This is a genomic window from Fundidesulfovibrio sp., assembly GCF_058402725.1.
The window spans coordinates 1,134-15,337 of sequence record NZ_JBZVFJ010000004.1 but is presented as its reverse complement, the minus strand read 5'-3'; the positions used below and the strand labels follow the sequence as shown (position 1 = coordinate 15,337).

The window sequence follows — 14,204 nt, the reverse complement described above, 5'->3', positions numbered from 1 at the left end:
TGAAAACCGCGCCCGTCGGGCGTCCATCATGCGTTGCCGGCCCCGCCGCCTTCGGCGGATTGACGATCGAACCCGCTTCCCAAGCGAGACCAGTCCATGAACCACGTTCCTGAAATTCTCTCCCCAGCCGGCGACGCCCACAGCCTCCTTGCCGCCCTCTCCGCCGGGGCCGACGCCGTATACCTCGGCCTCAAGCACTTCTCCGCCCGCATGCAGGCGGAAAACTTCTCCGTGGGCGAACTGGCCCGCCTGGTGGCCCTGGCCCGCTCCATGGACCGCAAGGTCTATGTGGCCATGAACACCTTCCTCAAGCCCGGAGAGGAAGTGAAGGCCGGTCGCCTCATGGACCGCCTGGCCCGCTCCGTGAAGCCCCACGCCCTGATCATCCAGGACCTGGGCGCGGCCGACGTGGCCCGCCAGGCCGGGTTCGAGGGCGAGCTGCACCTCTCCACCCTGGCCAACGTCTCCTCGCCCACGGCCCTGGCGATGATGCCCTCGCTGGGCATCAGCCGCGTGGTGCTCCCGCGCGAGCTCAACGTGGACGAGATGCGCCAGATGGCCGAGGCCTGCCCCGAGGGCGTTTCCCTGGAGACCTTCGTGCACGGCGCGCTGTGCCACAACGTCTCGGGCCGCTGCTGGTGGTCGAGCTTCCTGGGCGGCAAGAGCGGCCTGCGCGGGCGCTGCGTGCAGCCCTGCCGCCGCGTGTTCGCCCGCAAGGGCATGCCCGGGCGCTACTTCTCCTGCCAGGACCTCTCCCTGGACGTGCTGGCCAAGGCCCTGCTGACCATGCCCCAGGTGAAGGCCTGGAAGATCGAGGGCCGCAAGAAAGGCCCCCACTACGTCTACTACGTCACCACGGCCTACCGCATCCTGCGCGACGCCCCCGACGACCCCCACGCCAAGAAGGCCGCCATGGACTACCTGGGCCAGGCCCTGGGCAGGCCCGCCACCCACTACACCTTCCTGCCCCAGAAGCCGCGCAACCCCGTGGACGCCCTCTCCCAGACCGGCTCCGGCCAGATGGTGGGACGCCTCTCCATGAGCGCCGCCCGCAAATACTTCGTGAACCCTCGCCAGGAACTGCTCCCCGGCGACCTGCTGCGCCTGGGCTACGAGGACGAGCCCGGACACCAGGTGGTGCGCATCTCGCGCCACACCCCCAAGAGCGGCCGCTACGACCTCACCCTGGCCGGAAAGGGCAGGGAGCGCCCCCGCGCGGGCATGAGCGTCTTCCTCATCGACCGCCGCGAGCCCGAGCTGATGCGCCGCATCCAGGGCCTGGAGGACAAGCTGCGCAAGCTCCCCGACGCGCCCGCGCCGGAATCGACCTTCGAGCCCGTGATGCCCAAGCCCTTCAAGCTGGCCCGGGGCGTGAAGCCCGAGGGCGTGCACATCTGGCGGCAGCCCCCCAAGGGACCGGCCAAGGGCGCGGCGGGCGTGTGGGTGTCGGCCACCAAGACCCAGCATCTGCCCCTGGGGCGCGCGGCCTCCACGTGGTGGTGGCTGCCCCCCGTGGTGTGGCCCAACGAGGAAAAGGACTTCCTGGACATCCTGGAGATCATCCTCAAGCGGGGGGGCAAGCGCTTCGTGCTCAACGCCCCCTGGCAGCTGGGGCTCATGGGCCGCAAGCGCCGCGAGATGCTCCTGTGGAGCGGCCCCTTCGCCAACGTGACCAACGTCCTGGCCCTGGGCAAGTTGCGCGACATGGGCTTCGACGGGGCCGTGGTCTCGCCGGAGCTCTCCGGCGCGGAGCTGCTGGCGCTGCCGAAACAGAGCCCCCTGCCCCTGGGCATCGTGACCCACGGCCTCTGGCCCCTGGGCGTGAGCCGCACCATGACCCAGGACGTGAAGTCCTGCGAGCCCATCGTGAGCCCCAAGGGCGAGATCTGCTTCGTGACCCGCTACGGCCAGAACTTCTGGATCTACCCCAACTGGGAGATGGACCTGCGCGACAAGGAAGAGGAACTGGCCCGCGCGGGCTACGTGCAGCTGATCCACCTGCGCGAGCCCATGCCCGCCAGCATCGAGCGCAAGGAGCGCGGCGGCGTGTTCAACTGGGAGATCGGGGTGTTGTAGAGCCCCTCTTCAAACACAAGCCTGCCAGGGAGGTACCGCCTTCCCGGCAGGCCTCCTCACGCGGCCCGCCGGGAAACCGACTCTTGCGGTCCGTTCATCATCCCGCCGACACGGCGCAGTAAAAGTCAAGCCTACACGTATTTGCCATGCGTGGAGGCTTGTTTTTTTCCTGCGGCGCAGCTCGAAAGACATATCAGATCGAGAGGGCCACGATCCTCAGGGGCTGTGCGTGAGCGGCCCGGGCCAGCTGCCAAATCTCGCGCAAGCATCCATCTGTTGCACCAATGCATCGCATTGATACAATCTATGCCCTATGTGTGAATAGGCATAGCCGAACGAAAGGGGGGGGTGATCGCATGCACCGTCATTTCTGAAACCAGTTCGTCTCCGTGACCCCGACGCTTTGATCGGGGCCTGATCGTGCCGTGTACCGGCATGAACCACTGATTGACGAAACCAGAGGGCGCGCCCTCTTCTTCCGTTTTTGCTGGAGGTCCTGCACATGCAGGCAGCAAACGTGTTTGCGTTGCCGTTCTCCGGGTTGGGATTCGACCTGAACCGCCTCCATGCTGCGGCAAGCCGCATGGTCCTTCATGGCGGGCGTCCGCCCGCTGTTTCTTCCCTAGAAAGCATCTTGTCCGATCCTCCCACGCTTCCATACGGCTTCGAATTACACGTACGCCTCTCCAGGGAGACGCGAGGGAGATGACCCGCCTGCATCCGCCACAAGGAGAAGCATGATGGGAATCTGCCGTCGTGATTTCATGAAGATCGCCGCAGCCAGCGGCGCGGTAGCCGCCTTCGGCGGACTGGGGCTCGACCTGAGCCCGGTCCATGCGGCAGCCGAACTGACGAAACTCAAGGGGACCAAGCAGTCCACCACGATCTGCTGCTACTGCTCGGTAGGCTGCGGCCTGATCGTGAGCACCGCACTGGACGGGAAGGGGCGCGCCGTCAACATCGAGGGCGACCCGGACCACCCGATCAACGAGGGTTCACTGTGCGCCAAGGGCGCGAGCCTCTTCCAGCTCACCGAGAACGACCGGCGCATCCAAAAGGTGCTTTACCGGGCGCCCAACAGCGACAAGTGGCAGGAGAAATCCTGGGACTGGGCGCTCACGGAGATCGCCAAGCGCATCAAGGCCACCCGCGACGCAACCTTCAAGGAGAAGAACGCCAAGGGGCAGACCGTCAACCGCTGCGAGGGCATCGCCTCAGTGGGATCGGCCGCCCTGGACAACGAGGAGTGCTGGATTTACCAGACCTTCCTGCGCTCCCTCGGTCTGACCTACATCGAACATCAGGCCCGCATCTGCCACAGCTCCACCGTACCCGCCCTGGCCGAGTCCTTCGGACGCGGGGCCATGACCAACCACTACATCGACATCAAGAACAGCGACTGCGTGCTCATCATGGGCGGCAACTCCGCCGAGACGCACCCCGTTTGCTTCAAGTGGGTCACCAAGGCCATGCGCAAAGGCGCGCCGCTCATCCACGTGGATCCCAGGTTCACCAGGACCTCCTCCAAGGCGGACCTCTACGCGCCCCTGCGCTCCGGCACGGACATCCCCTTCCTGGGCGGCATGATCAAGTACATCCTGGAGAACAAGCTCTTCTTCGAGGAGTACGTCCGCGAGTACACCAACGCCTCCTTCATCGTCTCGCCGGACTTCGACTTCAAGGACGGTCTGTTCACCGGCTACGACGAGGCCGCCAGGAAGTACGACAAGTCCAAGTGGGCCTTCGTCATGGACGAGAAGGGCGTGCCCAAACGCGACATGACCCTCGCCGACCCACGCTGCGTGTTCCAATTGCTTAAAAAGCACTACGCTCGCTACGACCTGAAGACCGTCTCCGACGTCACCGGCACGCCGCAGGAGAAACTGACCGAAGTCTACAAGACCTACACGCAGACCGGAAAGCCCGAAAAATCTGGCACCATCCTCTACGCCATGGGCTGGACCCAGCACACGGTGGGAGTGCAGAACATCCGCACCATGGCCATGATCCAGCTTCTCCTGGGCAACATGGGCGTGGCGGGCGGCGGCGTGAACGCCCTGCGCGGCGAGTCCAACGTCCAGGGCTCCACGGACCAGGGCCTGCTCTACCACATCATCCCTGGCTACCTTCCCACCCCAAGGGCCGCCAACAAGACCTTCGACGACTACAAGGCCCTGATCACTCCCAAGAGCAACGACCCCAAGAGCCTCAACTGGAAGCAGCACCAGCCCAAGTACATGGCCAGCCTGCTCAAGGCCATGTTCAAGCAAGCCGAACCCGCCCAATCCTACGACTGGCTCCCCAAACTGGACGACGGGCAGGACGCCTCCTGGCTGGTGCTTTTCGACCAGATGCTCAAGGGCCAGTTCAAGGGCTTCTTCGCCTGGGGCATGAACCCGGCGGCCAGCGGCGCCAACTCCAACAAGACCCGCGAGGCGCTCACCAAGCTCGACTGGATGGTCAACGTCAACCTCTTCGACAACGAGACCGGCTCCTTCTGGAAAGGTCCGGGCATGGACCCCAAGAAGATCAAGACCGAGGTCTTCTTCCTGCCCGCCGCCGTGTCCACGGAAAAAGAAGGCTCCATCACCAACTCGGGCCGCTGGATGCAGTGGCGCTACGCCGGTCCCAAGCCACTCGGCCAGTGCAAGCCCGACGGCGACATCATCTATGAGCTCTTCATGAAGGTCCGCGACCTCTACAAGAAGGGCAAGGGGGCTTTCCCCGCTCCCGTGCTCGGGGCCAATATCGAGGATTGGGGCGACGGCCACGCCTTCGACCCGCAGAAAGTGGCCCGGCTCATAAACGGCTACTACTTGAAGGATGTGAAGGCCAAGGCCCCGGACGGCACGGAGGTCGTCTACAAGGCCGGAACGCAGGTGGCCGCGTTCGCCAACCTGATGGACGACGGCTCCACCTGCTCTGGCGACTGGGTGTACTGCGGTTCCTACACCGACACGGACAAGGCCAAGGGCAACAAGGCAGCCAAACGTTCCAAGGAACAGACCCCGGAGCAGGAGAAGATCGGCCTGTTCCCCAACTGGTCGTGGGCCTGGCCGGTCAACCGCCGGATCATCTACAACCGCGCCTCGGTCAACGCCCAGGGCGTGCCCTATCAGCCGGACAAGCCCGTCCTGGCCTGGGACGCCGCCGGAAAGAAGTGGAACATCGACGTGGTGGACGGCGGGGGCGATCCCGGCACGCGCCACCCGTTCATCATGCAGCAGCACGGCATGGGCGCGCTCTTCGGGCCGGGCCTCAACGACGGTCCTTTCCCAGAACACTACGAGCCCATGGAGTGCCCCATCAAGGAGCATCCTTTCTCCAAAAGGCTCAACAACCCCGCCGCGCTCATCTTCGCGGGCGAGGAGGCCAAGCGCGCCGTCTGCGATCCACGCTATCCTTTCGTGTGCACGTCCATCCGCGTCACGGAGCACTGGCAGACCGGCCTGATGACCCGCTGGACACCCTGGCTCATCGAGGCCGAGCCCCAGATGTTCTGCGAAATGAGCCGCGAACTGGCCGCATTGCGCGGCATCAAGAACGGCGACAAGGTCATCCTGGAAAACCTCCGGGGCCAGACCTGGGCCATCGCCATGGTCACCGACCGCATCAAGCCCCTGACGGTCATGGGCAACAAGACCCACCTGGTGAGCATCCCCTGGCACTACGGCTGGGTATGGCCCAAGGAGGGGGGCGACTCCGCCAACCTGCTCACCCCGTCCGTGGGCGACGCCAACACCGGCATCCCGGAAACCAAGGCCTTCATGGTCAACGTGAAAAAGGCCTAGGGAGGTAGAATCACATGCCAGGCAAGACGTTTTTCGTCGATCTCTCAGCGTGCACGGCCTGCCGGGGCTGCCAGGTGGCCTGCAAACAATGGAAGAACCTTCCCGCCGAGCCCACCAGGCAGACGGGGTCGCACCAGAACCCGCCGGACCTCTCCGCTGTCACCCTGAAGGTGGTCCGGTTCAAGGAATCCGGCGACGGCGCGGACTTCAAGTGGCTGTTCATGCCCGACCAATGCCGCCACTGCGTGCTGCCGCCGTGCAAGGACGCCGCCGATTCCGTGATCAAGGACGCCATCGCCCTGGACAACGCCACCGGGGCTGTGACCTTCACCGATAAAACCAAAGGGCTGCCCTTCGACGTGGTCAAAGGAGCCTGCCCCTACGACATACCCAGGCAGGACCCCAAGACCAAGATCATGACCAAGTGCGACATGTGCAATGACCGCGTGATCGCCGGGCTTCTGCCCTCCTGCGTCAAAAGCTGCCCCACCGGAGCCATGAACTTCGGGGAGCGCGAGGATATGCTGGCCCTGGGCAAGGCGCGGCTTGAGGAACTCAAAAAGACCAAGCCCAAGGCCGTGCTCGTGGACTGGGATTCCGTCCGGGTGGTGTTCCTGACGGAATATGATCCGCGCGCCTATCATGGTACGCTGATGGCCGACGGCGGAGAGCCCAGAATGTACTCCCGGCTCGCGGCCATGGACCTGCTGCTTGGCCCCCTGCGGCAGGCGCGGGGGTAGATGAAGACCTGAACGCCGCACCCCGGTCGCCTCAGCGGCGACCGGGGCAACGCCCCCACCGTGCGGCGGGACGGTCAGAGGTATAATACTAGTGAAGGCGGGCCGTTACGACCGGAAACCGAAGGGAGCGGACCTCCCCTGAGGACCGGTGGAACGGTCCGCCAACATCGTTCGACGGGGACAGGTCCGAACGTCAAGCCTGCCGACGGTCAATCGCCCGGCCCCCGCCCTCAGCCCGCCTTGACCAGGTGCACCAGCACCCGCTGGCCAACCACGTCGGAGCTGCGGTGGGACTTGAGCGAGCGCGCCCTCTTGAACCCGTGGCCCGCGCTCAGGGCGAAGAGCTCCGGCAGCTGCACCTCGCCCACCTCCACCACGGCCTCCGTGCACGAGGTGAAGATGTTCTCGCACACCGCCCGGAAGTTCGAGACGCGGTGCAGCACGTTGAGCGCGAACACCACGTCGAAGGTCTCGGTGAAGGGGTCCTCGGAGTTCACGGCCTGGAAGCGCGACTCGGAGCCGCGCACTCGGGCGATCTCCTTGGCCACGTCGATGGAGTGCGGGTCGATGTCCACGCCCAGGGGCGACGCCCCGGCCTCCTCCAGCTTGAACGTGTAGTAGCCGTGCATGCAGCCGATATCCAGGGCCTTTTTCCCGGCCAGGTCCACACCCATGGCGCGGATGTTGGCCCAGGACTTCTGGGAGTCCGTGAAGCCATGGATCACCACCGTGCCCTCCACCTCCACGCGCTGGTAGAAGGGGTTGTACGCGCCGGACTCCGCGATGAAGCGGATCAGGCCCTCGTATTTGACGGGCAGTTCCGGGTGCCTGGCGTTTTGCAACTCGCGCGCCCGGGCCATCACGGCCTCGGCGGAGTCCACCACGGCGAAGCCGGGCAGGGGCGGCTCCAGGAAGGCGCAGAAGCCCTTCTCGTACTCGTGCTTGAGCAGGCTCAGGGCCTGGGGGTCGCGGTATTTGGCGGCCTGCTTGGCCAACTGGGCCTGGCGCAGCAGGTACTGGCGCTGGCGCGTCACCTCGTCGGGGTTGAGGTAGAAGCACGAGAGGATCGCGTACTCGCCGTAGGCGCTGAACAGGGCGTGCCGGAAGGCCTCGAAGATGTGGGGGTGGCTGACGCGGCAGCCCTCCAGGAGCAGGTTCCCGTAGCGCAGCTCCCGCACCTGGCGCAGGAACACGTCCTTGAACGCGGCCGTCACGGCGGGCTGGGGCTGGCGCAGGTCCGGGACGGAGAGGCCCAGCCGCCCGGCCACCTCCACGTTGGCGGCGTCGAGGCTCAGGAGCGCGTAGCCCAGCTCGCCCTGCAGGCGCGCGGCCAGGGTGGATTTTCCCGCTGCCGGGGGACCGGCGATCACCAGGGCCTTGGGGGAGTGCTCGTAGCGCATGGGTCAACCCTCCGTCGGTGGGGGCCGGAGCGCGGCCCGTGCTGGCAAGGCCGCCCGGGGCGACCGGCCGTTGCCGGGGAGACGGGGGCCGTCCGCCCGGGGTGTCGCGCGGTCAATCCTTCTGGAGCGGGATCAGGGCGAACTCGCCGCACACGTCCTCGGCCTGGGTCTCGGGCCAGACGGCCACGAAGGACTTGCCCCGCAGGGACTCGATGTTTTCCACCAGGGGCCGGGGCGCGTGGCGCTTGCAGTAGCCCCACTCGCCCTTGGCCATCTCCTCGGGCGGACAGTAGCGGCGCTCGCTGGGGATGGGCCCTTTCCAGTAGCGGCAGTTCTTGCACTTGGTCTTTCTCATGGCGCGGGCCACTCCTCCAGCTTCAGTTGGAACACTGCGGGCCAGTTCTTGCCCGTCACATAGAGCCTTTTGGCCTCTGGATCCCAGGCGACGCCGTTCAAGTCCGACTCCCGGGGCAGGCCCGGCAGGCGCGCCCGCAGGGGCGCGCAGGCGATCCAGGCGGCCACCTTGCCCGTGGCGGGCGAGACGACGGCGATGCGATCATCGTGCCAGACGTTGGCAAGTATCCAGCCTTCGGCCCACTCCAGCTCGTTGAGCCGCTCCACGGGCCGGTTTCGGTCGGTGACGGTCACGCTGCGTCCGGGCTTGAAGGTCCGCGGATCGCGCCAGGTGAGCGTCGGTGTTCCGTCGCTGGTCACCAGTCCGAAGGGGGTGGCGGCAATGCCCCAGCCCTCGGTGTCCAGGGGCAGGGAGCCCCGGGGCTCCAGGGTCCCGGCGTCGTAGAGCAGCACGACGCGCTGTCGCCAGGTGAGCTGGTAGAGCACGTCGCCCAGCAGGGCCAGCCCCTCGCCGAAATGGTTCCGGTCCAGAGCGCGCCGGGCCAGCACCCTGCCGGTGTCCGGGTCCACGCGGCGCAGGGAGGACTGCCCGTAGAGCCCGGTGCTCTCGTAGAAATGCCCCCGCGCGAAAAGCAGGCCCTGGGTGAAGGCATCCTCGTCGTGGGGGAGCGTGGCCGTGACGGTGTAGGGCAGGTCGCGCGCGAAGGCCGGGGCCGCCGGAAGCAGAAGGAGCGCGGCGGCAAGGAGGATGGGAAGGATGCGGACGCCTTTCACGGCTGTGGATGCCTCGTGCGGGGGGAGTCGCCCGGCGACTTGGCGCGGACGCTCCACGGGGGTAGCGCATCCGGGCGTGTCCTTCAAGGACGCCCGCGCGGGGAAATGGCCTCCGGCGTCTTGACTGTTCCGCATTGATGAACATTCTTTCATGAACCGTACAGGTAACGGACAGGACTTCCAACGCGTCGTAGTGCATAGAGCGATGCGTCCGGAAGGCCCGGACAAAGGAGGACACCATGTACGCACTGCTGAAAAAGACCCTGTTCGCCGCCCTGGCCGCCGCGTTGTTGGCGAGCGCCGGGCTGGCCCAGGCGAAAACGTTGGATGCGGGCACGTTCTACCTTGAACCAAAGGTAGGCATCTACGGCAACTCCAACAGCCGCGTGAGCTCCATGTTCACCTACGGCGCGGAAGCCGGGTTCTTCGTCATCGATGGCCTGTCCCTCGGCGTGGAGGGCCTGGGCTACGTGATCACCCAGAAGCGCAACCCCTGGTGGAGCGGCAACGGCACCTACGAAACCGTGAACGCCTTCAGCCCCATCGCCATCGTGCGCTACCACTTCATCAACGAGGACCGGTTCAACGTGTTCGGCGGCATCGGCCTGGGCGGCTTTTTCTCCCAGGTTCCCGTGCCCAGAAACGGCTACTCCTCCAACCTCACGGAGATCGCGGAACTGGGCATGAACATGTTCCTAACCGACCACGTGAGCGTCCAACTGGCCGGACGCTGGCAGCACATCGGCCCCTACTCCAGCCAGGGCTCGGACAACTGGGGCGGCAACCTGGCCGTGAAGTACGCCTTCTAGCACCCCCCATCTCCTCCTCCGCACAGGGGCCGCCCGCCGCGAAGCGGCCCCCCTCCCTCCGAAGGCCCCCGCAAGGGGGCCTTTCGCTTTCACGCGAAAGGCGCTATAAGCACTGCGCCGCTTCGTGCGGTCTGCCCGGAAAACCCTCACAACGGCTGATCATGGACAACACCACAGACACTCCCCAGACCCCGGACGAATTCGAAACCCTCATCCAGCCCGAAGCGCAACTCCCCGAGATCACGCTGGAAGAGCTGCCTGAATCCTTGCGCGCCGCCATGACCCGGGCCGGATGGGAAAAGCTCATGCCCGTCCAGTCCAAGTCCCTGCCCTATCTTCTCCAGGGACAGGACCTCATGGTGCAGTCGCGCACGGGCAGCGGCAAGACCGGGGCGTTCCTCATGCCCATCTACCACCTGCTGGACCAGAACCTGGCCCAGACCCAGGCCCTGATCCTCTGCCCCACCCGCGAACTGGCCAAGCAGGTGGCCATGGACGCCGAGATGCTCTTCGGCGACACGCAGCTCAAGGTGGCCACGGTCTACGGCGGCGTGGGCTACGGCCCCCAGACCGACGCCCTGCGCGCCGGCGCGCACCTGGTGGTGGGCACCCCGGGGCGCATCCTGGACCACCTGCTGCGCCGCAACCTGACCCTGGACGGCATCCGCGTGCTCGTCTTCGACGAGGCCGACCGCATGCTCTCCATCGGGTTCTACCCGGACATGAAGGAGATCAAGCGCTACCTGCCCAAGCGGCGCGTCTCCACCTTCCTCTTCTCGGCCACCTACCCGCCCCACGTGCTGCGCCTGGCCGAAGAGTTCATGGACCACCCCAACTTCCTCTCGCTCTCGGCCAAGCAGGTGCACGTGGCCGACATCCTGCACCAGTACATCGAGGTGCCCGGCCTGGACAAAGACCGCACCCTCGTGCGCCTGATCGAGATCGAAAACCCCTCCTCGGCCATCATCTTCTCCAACACCAAGGCCAACGTCCACTACATCGCCGAGGTGCTCAAGGGCTTCGGCTACGACGCCGAGGAACTCTCCGCCGACCTCTCCCAGGCCATGCGCGAGCACGTGCTCCTGCGCCTGCGCAAGCGCACCCTGCGCTTCCTGGTGGCCACCGACGTGGCCGCTCGCGGCATCGACATCCCCGAGCTCTCCCACGTTTTCCAGTACGAGCCCCCCGAAGACCCCGAGTCCTACGTGCACCGCGCGGGCCGCACCGGACGCGCAGGAGCCTCCGGCACGGCCATCACCCTGGTGAACATCATGGAAGAGCTGGCCATGAAGCGCATCGGCCAGCGCTTCGGCATCGACCTCCTCAAGCGCCCCGTGCCCACCGACGAGGAAGTCTCCGCCGTGGTCTCCGAACGCCTCACGGCCCTGCTGGAGGCCGAACTGCGCGCCGTGCCGGCCCTCAAGAAGGTGCGCCTGCAGCGCTTCCTGCCCCTGGCCCAGGAGCTGGCCGCCTCCGAGGACGCCTCGCTCCTGGCCATGCTCCTGGACGAGCGCTACCAGTCGAGCCTGCACGCCATCCCCGAGACCCCCGAAGGCGCGCCCGTGGAGACCCACAGGGAACGCCCCCGCGACCGGGACAGGGACCGCGAAAGGGACAGAGACCGCGACAGGGACCGCCGGGACAGGGACAGGGACCGCGACAGGGACCGCCGCGAAAGGCCCCGCACCGAGGCCCGTACCGAACCCCGCGCCGAGGAACGGCCCCGCGCCCAGGTCCAGGAAGACGCCGTACAGGCCCAGGACCGCCTTCAGGACAAAGAGCAGGACGCCGCCGCCACCGACCAGGGCGACGGCGAGGCCCCGCGCCGCAAATCCCGCCGCCGCTCCCGGGGCGGACGCAAGCGCTCCGGCGGCGAAGGGGCCGTCCCCGAGGGCTCCGACGCGCCAGGCCAGGACAGCGCGCCCGCCGACGGCGCGCAAGCGGCTGCGGCCGAACCCGCGCCCTTCACCGCAGAATCCCTCTTCCCGGACGATCCCTTCTTCCAGTCCGCGCCCCTGCCCGTGGACGCTCCCACCCTTGAAGAGGCCCGGACCGACGCCGACGCCCCCGAAGGCCAGGAGCCCCAGGGCGAGGTGAAGAAGAAGCGCCGCAGGCGGCGCAGGAGCAGGAAGAAGCCCGCCGATGGCCAGGAGGCCCAGGCCGGCCAGGACGAGGCTCCGGAGGACTTCGACGACGACCCCGGGAACGAGCCCGCCACGCAGCCTGCCGACGCCGTCGGCGAGGCTCCCGCCCAGGAGGGCGGCGCGGAGGCGAAGCCTTCCCGCTCCCGGCGCGGACGCGGACGCGGCGCGCGACCCGAGCCCCGCGAGGAGGCCCAGCCGCAGGAACCCCGGCGCATCTCCAAGGCCGAGGCCCGCGAGGGCGCGCCCACGAAAAAAACCGTGGAAATCGAATACAAGCCCGACGAGTACAAGGGCATCGAGTGGGATTGACGCACACCTCCCCGCCGCGCCTCCCCTGAGGCGCGGCGGGTCTGGCGCGCGCATCAGGCCTTCGTCAGCTTCTCCATCAGCGCGCCCAGGGCGTCCGCCGCCTGGCGCAGGCGGCTCAGCACGCGGCGGGCCTTCTCCATGGCCTGGGCCGTCTCCTCGGCCATCCGGCTGATCTCCTCGAACGAACGCGACACCTCGGCGCCGGCCCCCCGGTGCTCGGCCATTGCCTCTCCGATGGAGCGGATGTTGGCCGAGGAGACCTGGCTGAGTTCCACGATGCCCTTGAGCGCGGTCCCGCCCGAGTCCACCTGCACGGCCACGCGGCTGATGGCCTCCACCGTCTCGTCCACGCCTTCTCCGCTGGCGGCTGTGCCCGCCTGGATGCCTCCGATGGCCTCCTCCACCTCGCGGGTGGCGGTCATGGTCTTTTCGGCCAGCTTGCGCACCTCGTCGGCCACCACGGCGAAGCCGCGCCCGGCCTCTCCGGCGCGGGCGGCCTCGATGGCCGCGTTGAGGGCCAGGAGGTTCGTCTGGTCGGCGATGTCGGAGATGACGGTCATGACCCTGCCTATCCCCCCCGCCTTGCTGGAGAGGTCGGCCATGCTGGCCTTGAGGGCCGAGGCCTGGGTCTGGATGTCGTGGATGGAGGTCACAACTCCGGCGATGACCTCCGCGCCTTCCCGGGCCTTCATGCGGGCGTCCTCGGCCGTGGCCTCGGCCTCCCCGGCGCAGCGGCCCGCATGGCTGCTGGCGGCCTCCACGTGCTCCATGGCCCCGGTGGTGGCCTCCACACGCTCGCGCTGGGCCTGGGAGTCGGCGCTGGCCCGGGTCACCTCGGCGTCGAGTTCGTGGAAGGCTTCCAGCAGACCGGCAACTATCTCCTCCAGCCTGCCCGCCGCCTCGCGCATGCCCTCGCTGCGCGCCTGCTCGGCCAGGGAACGGGCGTGCTGCGCCTCCCGCACCGCCTCCTCGGCCCTGGACGCCTGCTGGGCGGCCTCCCGCGTCTTGGCCTCCGAGAGGTCGATCTTCTCCTTGAGGGTCCTCACCATGGATTCGAGGCTGCCCTTGAGCTGCTCCAGTTCCGCGATGAAGCGCCCCTCGGCCCGCACGCCCAGGTTGCCCGCCGAAACCTCCCCGGCGAAGGCCACCAGAGCGGTAAGGGGCCTGCGGATGTTGCGCGTGATGAGAAAGCCCACCGCCGCCGCCACGCACACGGCGGCGCCGAGGGCCGCCAGGGCCGCCGCCTGGCCCGAGGCCATGGCCGCGCGAGCCTGGCCGATGCTCTGGGCAATGCGGGCGTCGTTGGCCGCGATGAGCGCGTCCAGGCTCGCCAGGAGCGCCTCCCCGGCGGTCTGCACGTCCACGGCCGCCAGGGCCAGCACCTCCACGGTGAGCAGCACGTCGGAGGTGTCCCGGCTCCACTCGTCCAGGGTTTCGTCCAGCTTCCGGGCCACCTTCAGGAAGGCGGCCTGGGCCTGGAGAAAACGTTCCCAGCCGGGATCGGAGGCGGCCCCGTAGCCCAGTTCCTTGAGCCGCGCCGTCGCCTTGCCCAGGTCAGCCGCGTTGGCCGCGTAGCCTGCCTTCTGGGCCAGGAGGAACTCCTGGCGCGCGGCCGGGATGAGCCGGGCGCGCAGGGCGGCCACAATCTCCCGCGCGGCGAAGCGGGCGTCCTTGAGAGCCGCGAGGCGGGCCATGTCCGGCCCGGCGATGCGCTCCAGTTCGCCGCCCAGGGTCGCGGCGTTGCGGTGGCCCGCGTACCAGACAAGGACGGACAGGGCCACGATCACCGCATACCCGGCGTAGACGC

9 protein-coding genes are annotated in these 14,204 nt (G+C 67.5%); 5 read left to right on the top strand and 4 right to left on the bottom strand.

The annotated features are described in order from the left end of the window. Positions 1-96: 96 nt before the first annotated feature. The 3 genes from ACV4UX_RS01190 to ACV4UX_RS01180 all read left to right on the top strand — a co-directional run bounded on the left by ACV4UX_RS01190 (position 97) and on the right by ACV4UX_RS01180 (position 6,607). Positions 97-2,076 carry a peptidase U32 family protein gene (locus tag ACV4UX_RS01190; protein WP_491591512.1) on the top strand — a complete coding sequence of 660 codons (1,980 nt, stop codon included), beginning with the start codon at positions 97-99 and terminating at the stop codon, positions 2,074-2,076. Positions 2,077-2,816: 740 nt separating this feature from the next. Beyond that, positions 2,817-5,867: a formate dehydrogenase-N subunit alpha gene (gene fdnG / locus ACV4UX_RS01185; RefSeq protein ID WP_491591550.1), complete on the top strand. Its 3,051-nt coding sequence runs from the start codon at positions 2,817-2,819 to the stop codon at positions 5,865-5,867. A gap of 14 nt (positions 5,868-5,881) precedes the next feature. After that, positions 5,882-6,607, top strand: coding sequence for a 4Fe-4S dicluster domain-containing protein (locus tag ACV4UX_RS01180; RefSeq protein WP_491591511.1), 726 nt, complete (start codon positions 5,882-5,884; stop codon positions 6,605-6,607). Between the two features lie 230 nt (positions 6,608-6,837). Here ACV4UX_RS01180 and ACV4UX_RS01175 read toward each other — a convergent pair whose 3' ends face one another. The 3 genes from ACV4UX_RS01175 to ACV4UX_RS01165 form a co-directional block, all read right to left on the bottom strand. Further along, positions 6,838-8,007 (bottom strand): methyltransferase, encoded by a 1,170-nt coding sequence (locus ACV4UX_RS01175; RefSeq protein WP_491591510.1) that lies wholly within the window; start codon positions 8,005-8,007, stop codon positions 6,838-6,840. Positions 8,008-8,119: 112 nt separating this feature from the next. After that, positions 8,120-8,362, bottom strand: coding sequence for a hypothetical protein (locus tag ACV4UX_RS01170; RefSeq protein WP_235957049.1), 243 nt, complete (start codon positions 8,360-8,362; stop codon positions 8,120-8,122). Then, on the bottom strand, positions 8,359-9,135 hold the full coding sequence (locus tag ACV4UX_RS01165; RefSeq protein ID WP_491591509.1) for a glutaminyl-peptide cyclotransferase: 777 nt from the start codon (positions 9,133-9,135) through the stop codon (positions 8,359-8,361). Before ACV4UX_RS01165 ends, ACV4UX_RS01170 begins: the two co-directional genes overlap by 4 nt. A gap of 239 nt (positions 9,136-9,374) precedes the next feature. On the opposite strand from ACV4UX_RS01165, the gene ACV4UX_RS01160 reads away from it, so the two are divergent. Together ACV4UX_RS01160 and ACV4UX_RS01155 are read left to right on the top strand one after the other, a co-directional pair. After that, positions 9,375-9,944 carry a hypothetical protein gene (locus ACV4UX_RS01160; RefSeq protein ID WP_491591508.1) on the top strand — a complete coding sequence of 190 codons (570 nt, stop codon included), beginning with the start codon at positions 9,375-9,377 and terminating at the stop codon, positions 9,942-9,944. A 161-nt stretch (positions 9,945-10,105) separates the two neighbouring features. Next, positions 10,106-12,397 (top strand): DEAD/DEAH box helicase, encoded by a 2,292-nt coding sequence (locus tag ACV4UX_RS01155; protein WP_491591507.1) that lies wholly within the window; start codon positions 10,106-10,108, stop codon positions 12,395-12,397. A 53-nt stretch (positions 12,398-12,450) separates the two neighbouring features. Here the strand turns inward: ACV4UX_RS01155 and ACV4UX_RS01150 are convergent. Then, positions 12,451-14,204, bottom strand: a 1,754-nt coding sequence (locus ACV4UX_RS01150) for a methyl-accepting chemotaxis protein (protein WP_491591506.1), incomplete at its 5' end; no start/stop codon positions are given.

Excerpts from the sequence above, each read along its gene's own strand:
- ACV4UX_RS01160 (WP_491591508.1), top strand. The coding sequence starts at position 9,375 with ATGTACGCACTGCTGAAAAAGACCCTGTTCGCCGCCCTGGCCGCCGCG.
- fdnG (WP_491591550.1), top strand. The coding sequence starts at position 2,817 with ATGGGAATCTGCCGTCGTGATTTCATGAAGATCGCCGCAGCCAGCGGC.
- ACV4UX_RS01180 (WP_491591511.1), top strand. The coding sequence starts at position 5,882 with ATGCCAGGCAAGACGTTTTTCGTCGATCTCTCAGCGTGCACGGCCTGC.
- ACV4UX_RS01170 (WP_235957049.1), bottom strand. The coding sequence starts at position 8,362 with ATGAGAAAGACCAAGTGCAAGAACTGCCGCTACTGGAAAGGGCCCATC.
- ACV4UX_RS01155 (WP_491591507.1), top strand. The coding sequence starts at position 10,106 with ATGGACAACACCACAGACACTCCCCAGACCCCGGACGAATTCGAAACC.
- ACV4UX_RS01175 (WP_491591510.1), bottom strand. The coding sequence starts at position 8,007 with ATGCGCTACGAGCACTCCCCCAAGGCCCTGGTGATCGCCGGTCCCCCG.
- ACV4UX_RS01190 (WP_491591512.1), top strand. The coding sequence starts at position 97 with ATGAACCACGTTCCTGAAATTCTCTCCCCAGCCGGCGACGCCCACAGC.